20 protein-coding genes are annotated in these 17,150 nt (G+C 63.4%); 7 read left to right on the forward strand and 13 right to left on the reverse strand.

Annotated features, from left to right (window positions below; all coding sequences use genetic code 11):
- Positions 1-26: 26 nt before the first annotated feature.
- From A8B82_RS20805 to A8B82_RS20835, 7 genes are all read right to left on the reverse strand, one after another.
- Positions 27-995, reverse strand: coding sequence for an ABC transporter permease (locus A8B82_RS20805; protein WP_067296896.1), 969 nt, complete (start codon positions 993-995; stop codon positions 27-29).
- On the reverse strand, positions 995-2,125 hold the full coding sequence (locus A8B82_RS20810) for an ABC transporter permease (protein ID WP_067296899.1): 1,131 nt from the start codon (positions 2,123-2,125) through the stop codon (positions 995-997). The genes A8B82_RS20805 and A8B82_RS20810 overlap by 1 nt, the downstream gene beginning before the upstream one ends.
- 1 nt (position 2,126) lies before the next feature.
- Positions 2,127-3,752 carry an ABC transporter ATP-binding protein gene (locus A8B82_RS20815; RefSeq protein WP_067296900.1) on the reverse strand — a complete coding sequence of 542 codons (1,626 nt, stop codon included), beginning with the start codon at positions 3,750-3,752 and terminating at the stop codon, positions 2,127-2,129.
- A gap of 2 nt (positions 3,753-3,754) precedes the next feature.
- Complete coding sequence (locus A8B82_RS20820) at positions 3,755-4,750, reverse strand: BMP family lipoprotein (RefSeq protein ID WP_067296903.1); 996 nt, start codon at positions 4,748-4,750, stop codon at positions 3,755-3,757.
- A gap of 127 nt (positions 4,751-4,877) precedes the next feature.
- Entirely contained in the window at positions 4,878-5,306 is a 429-nt protein-coding gene (rimI, locus tag A8B82_RS20825; protein WP_082899411.1) for a ribosomal protein S18-alanine N-acetyltransferase, read from the reverse strand.
- Entirely contained in the window at positions 5,303-5,929 is a 627-nt protein-coding gene (gene tsaB, locus A8B82_RS20830; RefSeq protein WP_067296905.1) for a tRNA (adenosine(37)-N6)-threonylcarbamoyltransferase complex dimerization subunit type 1 TsaB, read from the reverse strand. Before tsaB ends, rimI begins: the two co-directional genes overlap by 4 nt.
- Positions 5,922-6,482, reverse strand: a complete 561-nt coding sequence (locus A8B82_RS20835; protein WP_067296907.1) for a NifU family protein — start codon at positions 6,480-6,482, stop codon at positions 5,922-5,924. The genes tsaB and A8B82_RS20835 overlap by 8 nt, the downstream gene beginning before the upstream one ends.
- A 233-nt stretch (positions 6,483-6,715) precedes the next feature.
- Between A8B82_RS20835 and A8B82_RS20840 the strand changes: the two genes are divergently transcribed.
- Positions 6,716-7,081, forward strand: a complete 366-nt coding sequence (locus A8B82_RS20840) for a hypothetical protein (RefSeq protein WP_067296909.1) — start codon at positions 6,716-6,718, stop codon at positions 7,079-7,081.
- Positions 7,082-7,098: 17 nt separating this feature from the next.
- On the opposite strand, the gene A8B82_RS20845 is transcribed toward A8B82_RS20840, so the two are convergent.
- The 3 genes from A8B82_RS20845 to A8B82_RS20855 form a co-directional block, all read right to left on the reverse strand.
- Complete coding sequence (locus A8B82_RS20845; protein ID WP_067296911.1) at positions 7,099-7,557, reverse strand: universal stress protein; 459 nt, start codon at positions 7,555-7,557, stop codon at positions 7,099-7,101.
- Positions 7,558-7,647: 90 nt separating this feature from the next.
- Positions 7,648-8,523: a branched-chain amino acid aminotransferase gene (locus A8B82_RS20850; RefSeq protein ID WP_067296914.1), complete on the reverse strand. Its 876-nt coding sequence runs from the start codon at positions 8,521-8,523 to the stop codon at positions 7,648-7,650.
- A 9-nt stretch (positions 8,524-8,532) separates the two neighbouring features.
- Positions 8,533-8,769 carry a hypothetical protein gene (locus A8B82_RS20855; protein WP_067296916.1) on the reverse strand — a complete coding sequence of 79 codons (237 nt, stop codon included), beginning with the start codon at positions 8,767-8,769 and terminating at the stop codon, positions 8,533-8,535.
- A gap of 127 nt (positions 8,770-8,896) precedes the next feature.
- On the opposite strand from A8B82_RS20855, the gene A8B82_RS20860 reads away from it, so the two are divergent.
- Both A8B82_RS20860 and A8B82_RS20865 read left to right on the forward strand, forming a co-directional pair.
- Positions 8,897-9,610 (forward strand): M48 family metallopeptidase, encoded by a 714-nt coding sequence (locus A8B82_RS20860; RefSeq protein ID WP_067296919.1) that lies wholly within the window; start codon positions 8,897-8,899, stop codon positions 9,608-9,610.
- A gap of 14 nt (positions 9,611-9,624) precedes the next feature.
- Positions 9,625-10,002, forward strand: coding sequence for a YigZ family protein (locus A8B82_RS20865; protein ID WP_443069352.1), 378 nt, complete (start codon positions 9,625-9,627; stop codon positions 10,000-10,002).
- On the opposite strand, the gene trhA is transcribed toward A8B82_RS20865, so the two are convergent.
- Both trhA and A8B82_RS20875 read right to left on the reverse strand, forming a co-directional pair.
- Complete coding sequence (trhA, locus tag A8B82_RS20870; protein WP_067296921.1) at positions 9,955-10,584, reverse strand: PAQR family membrane homeostasis protein TrhA; 630 nt, start codon at positions 10,582-10,584, stop codon at positions 9,955-9,957. The genes A8B82_RS20865 and trhA overlap by 48 nt on opposite strands.
- Positions 10,585-10,983: 399 nt before the next feature.
- Entirely contained in the window at positions 10,984-11,340 is a 357-nt protein-coding gene (locus A8B82_RS20875; RefSeq protein ID WP_443069353.1) for a hypothetical protein, read from the reverse strand.
- Between the two features lie 304 nt (positions 11,341-11,644).
- Here A8B82_RS20875 and A8B82_RS20880 point away from each other — a divergent pair, with 304 nt between their 5' ends.
- A complete protein-coding gene (locus A8B82_RS20880; RefSeq protein WP_067296925.1) occupies positions 11,645-12,004 on the forward strand; it encodes a hypothetical protein in 360 nt (119 codons plus the stop codon).
- A 100-nt stretch (positions 12,005-12,104) separates the two neighbouring features.
- On the opposite strand, the gene rimO is transcribed toward A8B82_RS20880, so the two are convergent.
- The gene (rimO, locus tag A8B82_RS20885; protein WP_067296928.1) at positions 12,105-13,481 is read right to left on the reverse strand and encodes a 30S ribosomal protein S12 methylthiotransferase RimO; all 1,377 of its coding nucleotides are present in this window, start codon (positions 13,479-13,481) and stop codon (positions 12,105-12,107) included.
- Between the two features lie 61 nt (positions 13,482-13,542).
- Here rimO and A8B82_RS20890 point away from each other — a divergent pair, with 61 nt between their 5' ends.
- The 3 genes from A8B82_RS20890 (at position 13,543) to trpB (ending at position 17,096) form a co-directional block, all read left to right on the forward strand.
- Entirely contained in the window at positions 13,543-15,471 is a 1,929-nt protein-coding gene (locus A8B82_RS20890) for an AsmA family protein (RefSeq protein WP_067296931.1), read from the forward strand.
- A gap of 35 nt (positions 15,472-15,506) precedes the next feature.
- Positions 15,507-15,758, forward strand: coding sequence for an N-(5'-phosphoribosyl)anthranilate isomerase (locus tag A8B82_RS20895; protein WP_235604760.1), 252 nt, complete (start codon positions 15,507-15,509; stop codon positions 15,756-15,758).
- Positions 15,759-15,863: 105 nt separating this feature from the next.
- A complete protein-coding gene (trpB, locus tag A8B82_RS20900) occupies positions 15,864-17,096 on the forward strand; it encodes a tryptophan synthase subunit beta (RefSeq protein ID WP_067296935.1) in 1,233 nt (410 codons plus the stop codon).
- Positions 17,097-17,150: the final 54 nt, after the last annotated feature.

Genomic DNA, 17,150 nt, shown 5'->3' on the forward strand with positions numbered 1-17,150 from the left:
TTCGAAAACTCCGGCACCCGCCGCCGTCAGCGTTCCTTCACATAGGGGTCGCCACCGGCGCGGGGCGGGATCGCCTTGCCCACGAAACCGGCGAGGATAACAACCGTCATGATATAGGGCAGCCCGCCCAGCAGGGGGCCGGGGACCTTGAGGCCAATCACCGCCTGGATCACGTCGGGGCGGGTTTCAAGCGCGCCGAAGAGCCCGAAGAGCAGGGTCGCCCAGAGCGCGTACCAGGGCCGCCATTTGGCAAAGATCAGCGCGGCCAGGGCGATGAAGCCGCGTCCTGCCGACATGTCCTTGACGAAACCGGCCTGCAGCGCGGTGCTGAGGTAGGCGCCCGCAATGCCGCAGAGTACGCCGCAGATCATCACGGCGGCATAGCGCAGCCCGACAACCGAAACGCCTGCGGTATCGACGGCGGCGGGGTTTTCGCCGACCGCGCGCAGACGCAGGCCAAATCGGGTGCGGAACAGCACCCACCAGGTCAGCGGCACGGCGAGGAAGGCGATATAGACCAGCACCGAATGGCCCGAGATCAGCTCGGCATAAAGCGGGCCGATCAGGGGCACATCGGCCATGGCTTGCGCCCCGGGCAGGGTGATCCCTTCGAACCGGGCATTGCCGGCCAGCGGCGGGGTGCGTCCGCCCTGGCGGAACCAGTCCTGCGCGATCAGCACGGTCATCCCGGCGGCCAGCGCATTGATGGCCACGCCGGAAATCAACTGGTTGCCGCGAAAGGTGATCGAGGCGACGCCGTGGATGCCCGCCAGCACCAGTGACGCCCCGATGCCGCCCAGCAGCCCGATCCAGGCCGACCCGGTCAGCGAGGCGACGGCGGCGGTAAAGAAGGCGGCGGCCAGCATCTTGCCTTCAAGCCCGATGTCGAAGATGCCCGCGCGTTCGCTGAACAGGCCCGCAAGGCAGGCCAGCAGCAGCGGCGTGGCGAAACGCACGGTGGAGTCGAGCAATTGGATGAGGGTGGTGTAATCCATTATTTTGCAGGCTCCACCGGTTTGCGTTCGGGGCCGGGCGCGCGGCGCAGGCGGGCGGCCAGGAACATGCGTTCAAGTGGCATCCGCACCATGTTGTCCAGCGCCCCGGTGAACAGGATCACCAGCGCCTGGATCACCACGATCAATTCGCGCGGGATGCTGGTCCAAAGCGCCAGTTCGGCACCGCCCTGATAGAGAAAGCCAAAGAGGATCGCAGCGATCACCACACCCACCGGATGACTGCGCCCCATCAGCGCCACGGCGATGCCGATGAAACCGGCCCCTTCGGTCGAGTTCAGCAGCAGTTTTTCGCTTTCGCCCATGACGGTGTTCACGCCCATCAGCCCGGCCAGCCCGCCCGAGATCAGCATGGTGATCACGGTGATGCGCACGGGGTTGATGCCGGCATATTTCGCCGCCGATTCCGAATGGCCAAAGGCGCGGATCTCGTAGCCCAGCCTTGTGCGCCACATCAGCACCCAGACGGCAAAAGCGCTTGCCAGGGCGATCAGGAAGGTGACGTTCACGCTGTCGTCCTTGGACGCCTTGATGCCCATGCCGTTCAGCACGGAATTCAGCGTCGGCAGGTCGAGGTGCGGCGCAAAGCGCGCGCTTGACGGGTCGGCCTGGCCCACGGGCTTGAGGAATTCGTTCAGCAGATAGATCAACAGGGCGGAGGCGATAAAGTTGAACATGATCGTGGTGATCACGATATGGCTGCCGCGTTTGGCCTGAAGATAGGCGGGAATAAAGGCCCAGAAGGCCCCGAATACCGCTGCGCCCAGCGAGGCGGCAATCAGGCCGATGGTCCAATGCGGCCAAGGGATGAAGAGCAGCGCCAGCGCCACGCCAAGACCACCCAGCATCGCCTGCCCCTCGCCGCCGATGTTGAACAAGCGCGCATGGAAGGCCACCGCGACGGCAAGCCCGGTAAAGATGAAATTCGTGGCGTAATACAGCGTATAGCCCCAGCCGCGCACCGATCCGACCGCGCCTTCGACCATCAGCTTGGTTGCTGCCACCGGGTCTTCGCCGATGGCCAGAATCACCAGCGCGGAGAGGATCGCCGCCAGCAGGAGCGAGATCAGCGGGACAAGGACCACTTCGGCCCATTTTGGCATCACGTCCATATCAGGTTCCCTTTTCCGCAGCGTGCACATGGGCGAGGTTGGCTTCGATCTCTTCCACGGAATGCGCCTGTTCGGTGTCGGTGATGCCCGCCATCAGCAGGCCCAACTCCTTTTCATCGGTCTGGTCGGGCAGGCGTTCGCCCATGATGCGGCCGTCGAACATGACCGCGATGCGGTCCGACAGGGCCAGGATTTCCTCAAGCTCGACCGAGACCAGCAGGATCGCCTTGCCCTGATCGCGCAGGGCGACGATCTGTTCGTGGATGAATTCGATGGCCCCGATGTCAACGCCGCGCGTGGGCTGGCCGATCAGCAGCAGGTCGGGGTTCCGCTCGATCTCGCGGGCGAGCACGATCTTTTGCTGGTTCCCGCCGGAAAAATTCTTGGCCGCAAGTCGCGGATTCGGGGGGCGCACGTCGAAACGTTCCATCTTGCCCGCGGTATCCTCGCGGATCGCGGCGTTGTTCATCAGGATGCCGCTGTTGTAGGCGGGATCGTCGTGATAGCCGAATGCGGTGTTTTCCCAGGCCTGGAAATCCATGATCAGGCCCTCGCGCTGGCGGTCCTCGGGCACATGGGCAATGCCGTTCCTGCGCCGGGTCTTGCCGTCGGACTGGCGGCCCGTCAGGTCCAGCGGGGTGCCGTTCAGCGCGATCTTGCCCTGGCCCGACTGCATGCCGCCCAGCACTTCGAGCAGTTCCGATTGCCCGTTGCCCGCGACGCCGGCAATGCCAACGATTTCGCCCGCGCGGACCTGAAGGTCGATGCCGCGCAGGCGTTCCACCTTGTGTTCGTCGACCACGCGCAGGCCTTGTATATCAAGCACAACCGCGCCCGCTGTGGCGGGGGTCTTATCCACCCGCAGCAAGACCTTGCGGCCCACCATCAGTTCGGCCAGTTCGGCGGGGGAAGTTTCTGCCGTCTTGACCGTGGCGGTCATTTCGCCGCGCCGCATCACGCTGACGGTATCGGTGATCTCCATGATCTCGCGCAGCTTGTGGGTGATCAGGATGATGGTCTTACCCTCTTCGCGCAGGCGCGCAAGGATGCGGAACAGCTGATCCGCCTCTGCCGGGGTCAGCACGCCTGTGGGCTCGTCCAGAATCAGGATATCGGCCTGCCGGTAAAGCGCCTTGAGGATTTCCACCCGCTGCTGCATGCCGACGCCGATGTCTTCGATCCGCGCGTCCGGGTCCACGTTCAGCCCGTAATCCGCCGCCAGTTCCACCAGAGAACGGCGCGCCTTGGCCAGCGAGGGTTTGAGCATCCGCCCGTCTTCGGCCCCGAGGATGATATTTTCGAGGACGGTAAAATTCTCGACCAGTTTGAAGTGCTGGAACACCATGCCGATGCCGCTGGCGATGGCGGCCTGGCTGTCGGTGATATTGGCCTTGCGGCCGGAGACGAAAATCTCGCCCTTGTCGGCCTTGTAGAAGCCATAGAGGATCGACATCAGCGTGGATTTGCCCGCGCCGTTTTCGCCGATGACGCCGTGGATCGTGCCGGGCATCACGCGGATGGAAATGTCCTTGTTGGCCTGAACCGGGCCGAAAGCCTTGGAAATGCCTTTCAGCTCAATGGCCGGGGCAGCCGTGTCCGGCTGCCCCGTGGTCTTGTCCGCGTTCACGCTTAGAAGCTCAGCGCCGGGCAGCTGTCGTCGGACATATAGTCATGCACCTGAAGCGAGCCGTCCGCGATCTTGGCCGCGGCATCGTCGACTGCGGCCTGCATGTCGGCGCTGACCAGGTCGGCATTGTTTTCGTCCATCGCATAGCCGATGCCGCCATTGGCGACGCCCATGACGTTAAAGCCCTTTTCCATGCCGGGGCCGTCGGTGAACGCCTGATAGACAGCGTTATCGACGCGCTTGAGCATGGAGGTCAGGACCTTGCCGGGGTGCAGGTGGTTCTGGTTGCTGTCCACGCCGATCGACAGGATGCCCTCGTCGGCGGCGGTTTGCAGAACACCCACGCCGGTGCCGCCAGCCGCGGCATAGACCACGTCAGCCCCCTGGGAAATCTGCGCCTTGGTCAGTTCGGAGCCTTTCACCGGGTCGTTCCACGCCGCAGGTGTGGTGCCGGTCATATTGGCAACGACGGTCGCGTCGGGGTTGGCCGCCTTGACGCCCTGGGCATAGCCGCAGGCGAATTTGCGGATCAGCGGGATGTCCATGCCGCCGATGAAGCCGACCGTGTTCGATTCAGACGCCATCGCCGCCATCATGCCAACCAGATAGGAGCCTTCGTGTTCGTTGAACACCACGGAACGGACGTTGGGCTGATCCACAACCATGTCGATGATCGCGAAATCGGTATCGGGATAATCGGGCGCGACCTGGCTGAGAACGTCACCAAAGGCAAAGCCGGTCATGACGATGGGGTTGTTGCCCGCTTCGGCGAAACGGCGCAGGGCCTGTTCGCGCTGCGCTTCGGATTGCAGTTCGATTTCGCGGAAAGTCTCGCCGGTTTCCTCGGCCCAACGCTGTGCACCGCCGAATGCGGCTTCGTTGAAGGATTTGTCGAATTTGCCGCCAAGGTCAAAGATCAGTGCGGGTTCGGCCAGTGCGGCACCGGCGCACAGCGCGGTGGCGGCAGCGGCGCCCATGAATTTGGTCATAAGGGTCATATCAGTCTCCCGGTTTTTTCATGTTGGGGCTAGGCGCGCGTGGCACCCGGCCCAAGATCAGATGATCAGGATCAATTTAGGGCGCAGGCAGGGGGGAGGGTCAACAGCTTTCTGTGACTCCGGGGGGTTAATCGCGGGGCTTACCATACGGAAAGCACCGCTGCATGATCAGGGCGTCGGCATCCGGGCCCTGGGTGCGGCGGTAATAGGCCGGGCGCGTGCTGATTACCGCAAAGCCGTGCCGGTGATAGAGCGCGCGGGCCGGGGTATTGTCGGCGGCCACTTCCAGAAAGGCGGTTGCGGCGCGGGATTCAAGCTGATCGAGCCAGGTTCGCATCAGGCTGTCCCCGATGCCCTGGCGCTGCTGTGCCGGGTCCACGGCCAGTGTCAGCAATTCCGCCTCGTCCAGGATCAGGCGGGTCAGGGCAAAGCCGTGCGGATGTGGCAGCAGGGTGACATGCGGGCTGTCCAGAAGGCCGCCCATTTCATCGGCTGTCCAGGGGCGTTCATGGGTAAAGGCCGCCGCGTGCAATTCTGCCAGCCGTGCCGGGGTCACGGCAGGATGGTCGGCGGGGCGTCGCGCGCCGGGGCGGCATCGGCGGGCCGCAGGTAAAGCGGTGCGGGACGTGTGGTGGTGGTGGCGTGGCGCTGGGCTGCCAGATGGGCGATGGCCTCTGCCACCGGATGGACCGGCGGTTGGCCGCCCGCGCCGATCAAGGGGCCGTCGAAGGCGGGCAGGGTGGTGCTATCGAACAACGCCGGGGCGTCTGAAAGAGACGGGTTTTCAAAACCTTGCAGATAGACCTGCCCGCGCCGCGCATCGACGGCACAGGCACAGGGGCCACTTGTGCCATGGCGCAGGGCGTCAAAGTTCGACACGCCGACGGCGGGAATGCCCAGACCCAGCGCAAGGCCCCGTGCGGCGGAAACGCCGATGCGGATGCCGGTAAAATTGCCCGGCCCGATGCCGACGCCGATGGCGTCCAGATCGCTGTAGGTCTTGCCGACGCTTTCCAGCACCTCGGCGCAGAGGCCCATCAGGCGCTCTGCCTGGCCCTTGGCCATGTCCTCATGCGCGCTGGCCAGCATCCGGTCGCCCGACAGCAAAGCGGCCGCGCAATGCGCGGCCGATGTGTCGAATGCCAGTACCAAAGGCCCTGCGCCGTGCCTGTCAGGCAACCGGACGCACCTCTGTCACTTCGGGGATGTAGTGGCGCAGCAGGTTCTCGATCCCCATCTTGAGGGTCAGTGTGGAGGAGGGGCAGCCCGCGCAGGCCCCCTGCATGTGCAGATAGACCACGCCACGCTCGAACCCGTGAAAGGTGATGTCGCCGCCGTCCTGTGCCACGGCAGGGCGCACGCGACTGTCCAGCAACTCTTTGATCTGGCCGACAATTTCACCGTCTTCACCACTGTGTTCGGCATGGCCGGAGGTGGCTTTGTGATCCTCGGCCATGACGCTGTCGCCGGATTGGAAATGTTCCATGATCGCCCCCAGCAGGGCGGGTTTCACATGGTCCCATTCCACCGCGTCGTCCTTTGTCACGGTCACGAAGTCGGTGCCGAAAAAGACACCGGTCACACCGTCAACCGCGAACAGCCGTGTCGCCAGCGGCGAGGTCTGCGCGGTATCCGCGGTTGGGAAATCGGCAGTGCCCATGTCAAGCACGGACTGTCCCGGCAGGAATTTCAGTGTCGCGGGGTTTGGCGTGGATTCGGTCTGGATGAACATGGTTTTCCCCTAAGCTCTGGTTGGTATAGATATGCGGGCTGGGGGCCGCCAAGTCAAGGTGTCTGGAATGATTCTAAGTTGACGCCTGTGCCATGGCGGGCTGCGCGATCGGGTGTCAGGCGGCAATGAAATACCGTTTTGAGTTCCCCTGAAACAGGCGTATTTCCATGCGTATCGGGACATGAGTCGCGGGCAGGACCCGCATTGCACTGTCCCTTTTCATGGAGAAAGAAATGGACATTATTCTGGGCCTGAGCGCGGCAAGCGTGACGGTCTTGATGTTTTGCTGGGCCTATAGCGCGCATCGGCGCGCGATACCGGCGCGCTGGACCCTTTTGCCGGGGCTCAGCATGTTGACCTGTGTGGTGTTGACCATGCTTGGGCCGCTCAGCCTGGGCCTTTTTGTCAGGGCGGCCCTTGCGCCGGGCAGGGTGATAGAGACCTTCAACCTGGAAGCGGCGGTTGTTGCGCTGGTGCTGATGGCGCTGGCCGTCTTCATCGGGCCTGCCCTGTTCCGTCGTGCGCAGCGGTCTGCGCCACCGACGGCGCAGAACCTGAATGCGGTCCCTTCCGCCGGAGGGATGCGGACGGCAGCGTGATCGCGGGAAGGGGCGGCTCAGCTGATCGCTTCCAGCCGCTCCTTGCTCATGTCGCCGGGCACGATGGTGACGGGCACGGGCAGTGACCCCGCAGATCGGGACATTTGGGTGACCAGCGGTCCGGGCCCTTTTTTCTTGTCGGCAGAGGCCCCGAGGACCAGCACGCCGATGTCTGAATCCTCGGCGATATGGGCGATGATCTCATCCGTCGGCTCGCCCTCGCGGATGACCAGATCAGGGTCCACGCCCTGTTTGTCGCGCATCCATTTGGCAAAGACCTCGAAATGGACCTCGATCCGCTCGCGGGCTTCCTGGCGCATGATGTCGCCGACGCCGATCCAGTGATTGAACTCGTCCGGCGGAATCACCGCCAGAACGGTCACGCCGCCACCTGTGCGCGCCGCGCGCAGCGCTGCGAAACGCATCGCATTTAGGCATTCGGTGCTGTCGTCCAGCACCACGAGGAACTTGCGCATCCGGGTCTCCCTTACAGGCGCGATCATGACCCCTGGGGCAGAACAGGGCAATCGCAAACTGACGCATGTTAGTCGGCAGTGGCCGTCCGGCTATGCCTGCGACGCGGCCCAATCCCAGTACAGCGCCCGCGCGCGCCGGGTGACCGGGTTGGCGTTGGGGCCGATTTCATAGGTGGTGTCATCGAAGGCGCTGACCGGCGTGACCTTCATCATGTTGCCCGACAGGAACACCTCGTCGGCGGCATGGAAGTCGTCAAAGGACAGCACGGTTTCATGCACTTTCAGGCCGTCGGCCCTGAGGTTGGTCATATGCCGCGCGCGGGTAATGCCGGCCAGGAAGGTGCCGTTGGGGATCGGGGTAAAGACCTCTCCGTCCTTGACCATGAAGATATTGGCGGTTGCGGTTTCGGCCACATTGCCCATCGCATCCGCAACCAGCGCATTGCCGAACCCCTTGGACCGCGCCTCTGTCAGCATCCGGGCATTGTTGGGGTAAAGGCAACCCGCCTTGGCGTTGACCACGTTGTCCTCAAGCACGGGGCGGCGGAACCGGGTGCGGGTCAGGGTGGTGGCGGCTTCCGGCGGGGCCATCGGGATTTCCTCAAGCGAAATGGCAAAGCCCGTGGACCCGGCGCGCGGCACCACGCCCAGATCGTCGCCTTCCAGCGCCCAATACATCGGCCGGATATAGACGGACTGGTCCCTGCCATAGCTTTCCAACCCTTCACGGATCAGCGCGACCATTGCGTCAGGTTCTACCGTGGGGGTGATCATCAGCGCGGCGGCAGAGCGGTTGATGCGGGCGCAGTGCTTGTCGAGGTCGGGCGACATCCCGTCGAACAGGCGCGCGCCATCGAAAACGGTGGTGCCCAGCCAGGCACCGTGATCCGCCGCGTTCATGATCATGCGGTCGCCGTCATGCCACTGGCCGTTGAAATAGGTCTTGATGTTGGTGCCGGTGGCCATGTTGTCTTCCTAGGGTTTCGGAGTGCTGCGATAGATGCCTTCAGGCAGGTTCAGCGCGGCTGTCAGGTCGCGCAGCTGCTCGGGCGAAAGCGTTATTTTCGAGATCCGGTTAGTGCGCGGGTCCCATTGCTCGAATGTGATCTCTGAATCGAAGGCCTGTACGGTCACATCCTCGCGCAGGGGGGTGCTGCCTTCGTCGACCAGGGTGATCACACTGGCGTCGAATTCGTGTTCAATCGTAAACATGAGGCGAAACTGATCCTTTCGGCAGTTCATTGCAAGAGGTCGCGTCAAAGTGGTGTGATCGGGGTGGCCCCCGCCGCGCGCTGTGCTAAAACGATATCTACCGCAAAGCCCAGAGGACCACCCCCCGATGATCAAGAAGACAGCCCTTGTTCTGGCCGCCATTGCCATGCTGTCCGCCTGTGAGGTCGTGCCGGTTGAGCCTGCACCGGTGCCATCGGGCACCGCCGCTGCAACTGCGCCACGGATCAGCAGCAACCAGGCCGCACGCAGTTTTGTCCAGGTGGTCAAGACGGTGGAGCCGGTGGCAGAGCGTGAATGCCGGGCGCGCACCAGTGGCGTGAACTGCGATTTCAACATCGCGGTGGATGACCGGCCGGGGCAGCCCGCCAACGCCTTTCAAACCCTTGATAAACAGGGGCGGCCGGTGATTTTCTTCACCCTCGGTCTGATCGCGGATGCGCGCAATGCCGATGAACTGGCCTTTGTTCTGGGGCATGAGGCGGCGCATCATATCGCCGGACACATCAACCGCCAGCAGCAGAATGCGGTGGCAGGGGCGGTGATCTTTGCCGGGTTGGCGACGCTGAGCGGTGGCAATGCCGAGGCGGTGCAGAACGCGCAGCGGCTGGGCGCCGAGGTGGGCGCGCGCCGCTATTCCAAGGATTTCGAGCTGGAGGCGGACGCGCTGGGCACGATCATCACGGCGCGGGCGGGGTATGATCCGCTGCGGGGGGCGGAGTTCTTTGCCCGTATTCCCGATCCGGGGGACAAGTTCCTGGGCACCCATCCGCCGAATTCCGCACGTTTTGAGACGGTGCGGCGGACCGTCGCAGGGCTTTGACCGCCGGGCCGGGCATGATCCGCAAACTGGGCATTGTGCTGAGCGATCGGGGGTCGAAATACGCCGTCTCGGGTGCGGCGGTGCGCGACCGTGCCGGGGTCGATGCCGTTCTGAAAGAGCTCATGCGCGACAAGGCCTATGCAAAGGCCACGCATAATACCTGGGGTGTCCTGCTGTCGGAGGCCGGGCCGCTGAAGGGCGACGATGGCGAGGCCGGGGCCGGTATGGTGATCCTGCGGATGCTGGAACGCGCGGGACTGGCGGATCACCTGATTGTCGTGACGCGCTGGTATGGTGGCAAGCATCTGGGAGGTGACCGGTTTCGCCACGTCCAGACCTGCGTGTCAGCTTACCTGGAGGGCGATGGCGACGGCGGCAAAGAAACAGGTTGAGGCGCTGAGCACGAAGCTGTGCCAGATCGCGTTCCGAAAGCGGAATGCCGGTTTGGCAAAGACCCAGGCCCCGACCGAATAGATGATGCCGCCCGTACTGACCAGGAACAGTGCCGCCGGGGGCAGCACCTGCCACATCGGCCAGAACAGCAGCACCGCGAGCCAGCCCATCACCAGATAAAGCGCAAGCGAGCCGCGCCCGTCGGTGCCCCAGAACCACAGCTTTGCCACTGCACCCACAAGGGCCAGCGCCCAGACCACGCCCAGCACCGCATAGGCAAAGCCGCTGCCGATCAGCGCCACGAAAGGGGTATAGGTGCCAGCAATCTTGAAATAGATCGCCGCATGGTCGATCCGGTTCAGCAGCGGGCGGGTTCGGTCGATGGGTGACAGGTGGTAGATGGCCGATGCGGCAAAGGCAAATATCATGCAACCCGCGTAAAGCGCTGCCGCCGTGGTCAGCCGTTCTGATCCCGCAGCCTCGACCAGCAGCAGGGCAGAGGCGGGGATGGCCAGCACCAGCCCCGCGACATGCACCGCGCCATCCGCCCAAGTTTCAGATCTGGAATATGGATAAGCCATGAGGGAAGGCTAACACGCCGTCGTAAACTTTCCATGATTACCTGTCGTCAGCTTGGCGGACGCGGTGGTCGTCGTCAGCTTGGCGGACGCGAAGGGTGTCATCGCGCATGCACCCGATGGGGGAACAGGTGCCTAGGGCCTGTGGACATTCATCTTCCGCCACCCGTTTCCGCCCAAAATTGCTCAGTTCCAGGCAAGAGAGCGCCGGAATAGCCAGCTATTTCAAGCTCTCTTAACGCAGAAGTGGGCAATTTTGGCGAAACCCTTGCAGGGCGCGGCGGATTTTGCCTTTGCCATCTCGGATTTTCGCTTCCAATGATCACATTGCTGCGCTCAAATCAGAGCGCCAGCGGCAAAATCCGACTCGCGCGGGTGGCGGAAGATGAATGTCCACAGGCCCTAGCGCGGCTTGTTGCTGTCGATCCAGCGCGACATCAGCGTCTTGTCCCGGAAACACTCCGGCGGGACGGTGTCGCGTTTGAGGCGGGCAATCCGTTCGGCAAAGGCAACCTGTTTGGAGGAGGGGTAGTTGGCGAACCTGCCCGCAGGCGGCGCAGCCTTGTGTGCCTCTATCCAGGCGGACAGTGCTGTGCGGTCGCGTTCGATCCCCCTGGGCAGGGCGACGCCGGTCTTTGACGACAGGATGCGCGCATAGCTCATCTGCTTTTCAGTAGCGGGCAGCGGCTGGCCCAGCGGCAGGTCGGGTTGCGCCCTTTGGCTGTCGAACAGGTCGGGAGTGGCAGTGTGTAGGGACATTTCATGTACCTCGCGGGATGTGTTGTTCAATATGTAGAACATAGGGGGAACATTTGCAAGTGTTCCTTTCTGCGATCCCCTGTCTTGAGCCTAGATGTAGGTGTGGTGCGCGTTGTTTCAACAAGATGTGCGCGAAATCCCGCCTGACTTCTGGCCGGCATTGCGACCCGCCGCAGGCCGTCGGAGGGGCGAAATTCTATCTGTGGTAGAAAGAATCCTTGACCGGTGACGGCCATCTGATATCCAGAAGATGCACGTATTAAGTGCATTTTTAAGAAAACCACATTTTATAAAGGAAATTGACATGACGACGTATCATGAGTTTGACCACGACCAGATCAATGCGGCCATTGAATCGGCGCGTGCGCATTTCAGCGAAAACAACCTTGCAGAGATGTCTGCGACAACGGACATCACCGGCAACACGCATATGCTGTTGTCGGGGGGCTGTATCAAGGTGACGGTCGAGAACGGCAAGGTCTGCCTCAGCCTGCCGCTGGGCATCGGAAAGGTCTGCCTGCCGATCCCCAATGTCATCCCCAACGGCACGGCGGCCCAGGCCTGCCTGCACATCTGTACGACCTTCGGCTTTCCCACCGGGGTCGAGGTCAGCGTTTCGGTTGCCGGCGTGACGGTGGTCAAGCAATCCTTCGGGAAGTGCTGAACCTACCGCACCGGCCTAGACAGCGGTGACAAGACAACAGGTGCCGATCCCGCGCGAGTGGGGTCGGCACAGCGTTTATGGGGCGGCATTCCGACAGATATCAGCCAGGGACAACCCGCCCCCAAAGATCATACTCACCCGCTTCCTCGACTTCGACCGTGACGATGTCGCCCACGGACAGCCCGGAAAAATCCTCGTCGATGAAGAGGTTGCCGTCGATTTCCGGTGCGTCGGCCTTGGTGCGGCAGGTGGCGGCCTCTGCGTCGATCTCGTCGACGATCACGTCCATCCGCTGGCCCACCTTGGCGGCCAGCTTGGCCTCGGAAATGGCTTGCGCCTTTTCCATGAAACGGTCCCAGCGGTCCTGCTTGACCTCGGGGGCCACATGGTCCGGCAGGTCGTTGGACCGCGCCCCCGCGACGTTCTCGTATTGAAAGCAGCCGACACGGTCCAGTTGCGCCTCGTCCATCCAGTCCAGCAGGGTCTGGAACTCCGCTTCCGTCTCGCCGGGGTAGCCGACGATGAAGGTGGAGCGCAGGGTGATGTCGGGGCATTGCGCGCGCCAGGCGGCGATTTCGTCCAGGGTTTTCGCAGCGGCGGCGGGGCGGGCCATGCGTTTCAGGACATCCGGGTGGGCGTGCTGGAACGGAATGTCGAGATAAGGCAGGACAAGACCTTCAGCCATCAGCGGGATCAGGTTGCGCACATGCGGGTAGGGATAGACATAGTGGAGCCGCACCCAGGCACCGAGTGACCCAAGGTCGCGCGCCAGATCGGTGATATGGGCGCGGTGGCCGCGATCCTCGGCATGTTTGATGTCCACGCCATAGGCGGAGGTATCCTGGCTGATGACCAGCAGTTCCCTGACGCCGTTTTCCACCAGCTTCTCGGCCTCGCGCAGCACGGCATGGGCCGGGCGCGATTGCAGCCGTCCGCGCATGTCGGGGATGATGCAGAACTTGCACTTGTGGTTACAGCCCTCGGAAATCTTGAGGTAGCTGTAGTGGCGCGGGGTCAATGACACCTGCTGCGCGGGCAGCAGATCGACAAAGGGATCGGGCGAGGGCGGCACGGCGGCATGGACCGCATCCAGCACCTGTTCATATTGGTGCGGGCCGGTGACGGCAAGGATGCGGGGGTGGTGCTCGCGGATGTAATCCGGCTCGGCCCCCAGGCAGCCGGTGACGATCACGCGCCCGTTCTCTGCCAGAGCCTCGCCAATCGCATCCAGGCTTTCCGCCTTGGCCGAATCGAGGAAGCCGCAGGTGTTCACGATCACCGCATCGGCCCCGGCATAATCGGGCGAAACACCATAGCCTTCGGCGCGCAGGCGGGTCAGGATACGCTCTGAATCGACCAGCGCCTTGGGACAGCCGAGGCTGACCATGCCGATGGAGGGCTGGCCGGGGCGGCTGGGGTCGCTGATCCGGGCGCGGGGGGCCAGATCGGGGCGAAGATCGGGTGGGTTTGTGCTCATGATCTGCGCTATAGAGGATGCAAAGGGGCTGGGAAAGCCTCATGGCCTGAGGAGTGCGGTAATGAAATGGATTGTTCGGATCATCGGCGCATTGGTGCTGATTGTGGTTCTGGCGGTTGTGGGGCTGCTGATGCTGCCCGCCGACCGGATTGCGGGCATCGCGGCGGACCAGTTGCGCCGGGTGACGGGGCGCGATGTGACCATCAGCGGCGGGGTGTCGATGACCTTCTGGCCTGTGCTTGGGGTCAAGGCAGGCACGCTTGAGGTCGGCAACGCCGACTGGGCCAAGGAAGGTGCCATGCTGAGCACCTCGAACGCCGCCATCGGGGTGGATGCCATGGCGCTGCTGCGGGGCGAGATCAGGATCACCAACATCGAGGCGGAAAGCCCCACCATCCGTCTGGAAAGCCGCAAGGACGGGCGGGCAAGCTGGCAGTTCACCGATGCGAGCGGCGACGCGCAGATCGAAACCGCGACCACGCCCGAACGTGCGGCACGGCCCGTGACCATCGAAAAGCTGAACATCACCGATGCGACGTTGATCTATGATGCCGAAGGGGCGGACATCGTGTCCTATTCCGGGGTGGACCTGTCGCTGGACTGGCCTGAGAGCAGCGGCGCGGCACAGGTGCGGGCGGTGCTGCGCCCGTCGGGCACGCCGGTGACGGTGGTGGCGGAAATCGGTGCGTTCTCGGCTTTTCTTGCCGGGGATGTGCAGCCAGTGACCGCGTCGCTGGACACGCAGGCTGGCAAAGTGACGCTGAACGGCCGGGCCGCGCTTAATGGGGCTGTCGCGGGCAAGGTGGGTGTGAACACCGCTGACACCGCAGCCTTTTTGGCGGCGCTTGATGTGCCGGGGGGTGCACTGCCGCAGGGGCTGGGCCAGCGGATCAATGCGACCATGGACCTGACGCTGACGCCGGAGCGGCAGTTGTCCCTGCGCGAGCTGGTCGCGGATCTGGGCGGCAACACCCTGCGCGGCGCGGCGGATGTGGGGCTGAACGGCACACCACAGGTGAACGCCCAATTGAGTGCTGGGGTATTGGACCTGTCGGGGCTGACCGGCGGCGCGGATGGCGCGGGCGCCGGTGGGGCAGGTGACAGCGGCGCGGGCTGGTCCAGGGCGCCGATTGATGCTTCCGGCCTTGCTGCCTTCAACGGGGCGATTGCACTGAGCGCGGAGAGCATCGACCTGGGCGCGCTGAAGCTTGGGGCCTCGCGGACGTTGCTGACCAATGACCGCTCCCGCATGGTGTTCGAACTGCGCGACGTGGCAGCCTATGGCGGGCGTTTTACCGGTGAGTTCGTGGCCAACAACCGCTCCGGCCTGTCGGTAGGCGGCGCGGTGCAGGCGCTGGGGGTGCAGATGAACCCGCTGCTGAGTGATCTGGCCGGGCTGACCCGGTTCAGCGGGCAGGGGGATGCGGAACTGTCCTTTCTTGGCGTGGGGCAGAATGTGGATGCGATCATGCGGTCGCTGTCGGGCAAAGGGGCCGTGAAAGTCGGGCGTGGTACGATCGAAGGCATCGACCTGGATGCGCTGCTGGGGTCGTTCGACGTGCAGGGCGGCACCACGGTGTTCGATTCGCTGGGGGCGAAATTCACCATGGATGGCGGCGTGTTGCGCAATGATGACCTTCTGCTGCTGTTGCCGAATTTCAACGCGACCGGTGCCGGGCAGGTCAACCTTGGCGCGCAGACGCTGGACTATACCGTCACCCCCAAGGCGCTGCGGGTGAACGGCGACCGCGGTCTGGCGGTGCCGGTGCGCATCACCGGGCCCTGGGCGGACCCGGCCATCCGGCCCGATCTGAAAGCAGCGGTTGATCTGAACTTTGCCGAGGAGAAGGCGAAGATAGAGGATCAGGTGGAACAGAAGCTGCGCGAGGAACTGGACCTCGTGCCGCAGGACGGGCAGTCGATCGAAGACGCGGTGAAGGACAAGGTCGAGGACAGGCTCAAGAAACGCCTGTTGAAGATCCTGGAATAGCGGTTTCGGGTCCAGAGCCTAACCCTTTGGCAAGCATGTCTTGGCAGCTTGCTGGCATGTCGTTCATGCCGCCGCATATGACGCCCGATCTATGGCTGGGCCAGTTGTTCGCCTCCAAGGCTGCGCAGCGGGGCGGGGTCGTGCGCCGGTCGGCGCGGGATGTGGTGCGGATCGTCGGCTGTAAACGCTTTGAGGATGAAATACGCAGGCGCGGCTTTCGTGCAGTGCGCAACGGCAAAGACTATGTCGTCTTCTGCAATCGTGAGCCTCTGCATCTGATCGAGTGAGGCATTTCCTTGCAAGGAAATGCCCAGGACTTTTGCAAAAGTCTTGGGGTTCCGCCCGCCGCGCCGCTGCGCTACATCTGCTGCGCGCAGACGCAGGAGCATCCCATGGCAAACGACCTATTCAACAGCTTCATGAACGGCCCAGACGAAAAGGGCCGTTTCGGCGATTTCGGGGGGCGTTTCGTTTCTGAAACGCTGATGCCGCTGATCCTGGAACTGGAAGAGCAATATGAGATCGCCAAGACCGATGACAGCTTCTGGGCCGAGATGGATTTCCTGTGGAAACACTATGTGGGCCGCCCCAGCCCGCTGTATTTCGCTGAGCGGCTGACCGAGGAACTGGGCGGGGCCAAGGTCTATATGAAGCGCGACGAGCTGAACCACACCGGCGCGCATAAGATCAACAATGTGCTGGGCCAGATCATCCTGGCCCGCCGCATGGGCAAGAAACGCATCATCGCAGAGACCGGCGCGGGCCAGCACGGCGTTGCGACCGCAACCGTCTGCGCCAAGTTCGGGTTGCAATGCGTGGTCTACATGGGCGCCCATGACGTCGAACGTCAGGCACCCAACGTGTTTCGCATGCGCCTGCTGGGGGCGGAGGTGATCCCGGTGACCTCGGGCCGTGGCACGCTGAAGGACGCGATGAACGACGCGCTGCGCGACTGGGTGACCAATGTGCGCGACACATTCTATTGCATCGGCACCGTGGCCGGTCCGCACCCCTATCCGGCGATGGTGCGCGATTTCCAGTCGATCATCGGCAAGGAAGTGCGCGGCCAGATGGAAGAGGCCGAGGGCCGTCTGCCCGATACGCTGATTGCCGCGATTGGCGGCGGGTCCAACGCGATGGGGCTGTTCTATCCCTTCCTCGACGACAAGGATGTGAACATCATCGGGGTCGAGGCCGGCGGCAAGGGCGTGAACGAGAAGATGGAGCATTGTGCGTCGCTGACGGGCGGTCGTCCCGGTGTGCTGCATGGCAACCGGACCTATCTTTTGCAGGACGAAGACGGGCAGATCCTGGAAGGGTTCTCGATCTCTGCCGGGCTGGATTACCCCGGCATCGGGCCGGAACATGCCTGGCTGCACGAGATCGGACGGGCGAAATATGTCGCGATCACCGACCGCGAGGCGCTGGCGGCTTTCCAGAAATGCTGCATGCTGGAAGGGATCATACCGGCGCTGGAGCCCAGCCATGCGCTGGCCCATGTGATGAAGATCGCCCCCGACCTGCCGAAGGATCACATCATTTGCATGAACATGTGCGGGCGGGGGGACAAGGACATCTTTACCGTGGCCAAGGCGCTGGGGTTCGAGATGGGTGACTTCGCCTGAAACGGCCGTCGTTTGGGTGTCGAGCCCCGGCGGGCGCGCACCCGGACTCCCGGG

Source organism: Sulfitobacter sp. EhC04, from assembly GCF_001650875.1.
Taxonomy (GTDB): domain Bacteria; phylum Pseudomonadota; class Alphaproteobacteria; order Rhodobacterales; family Rhodobacteraceae; genus Sulfitobacter.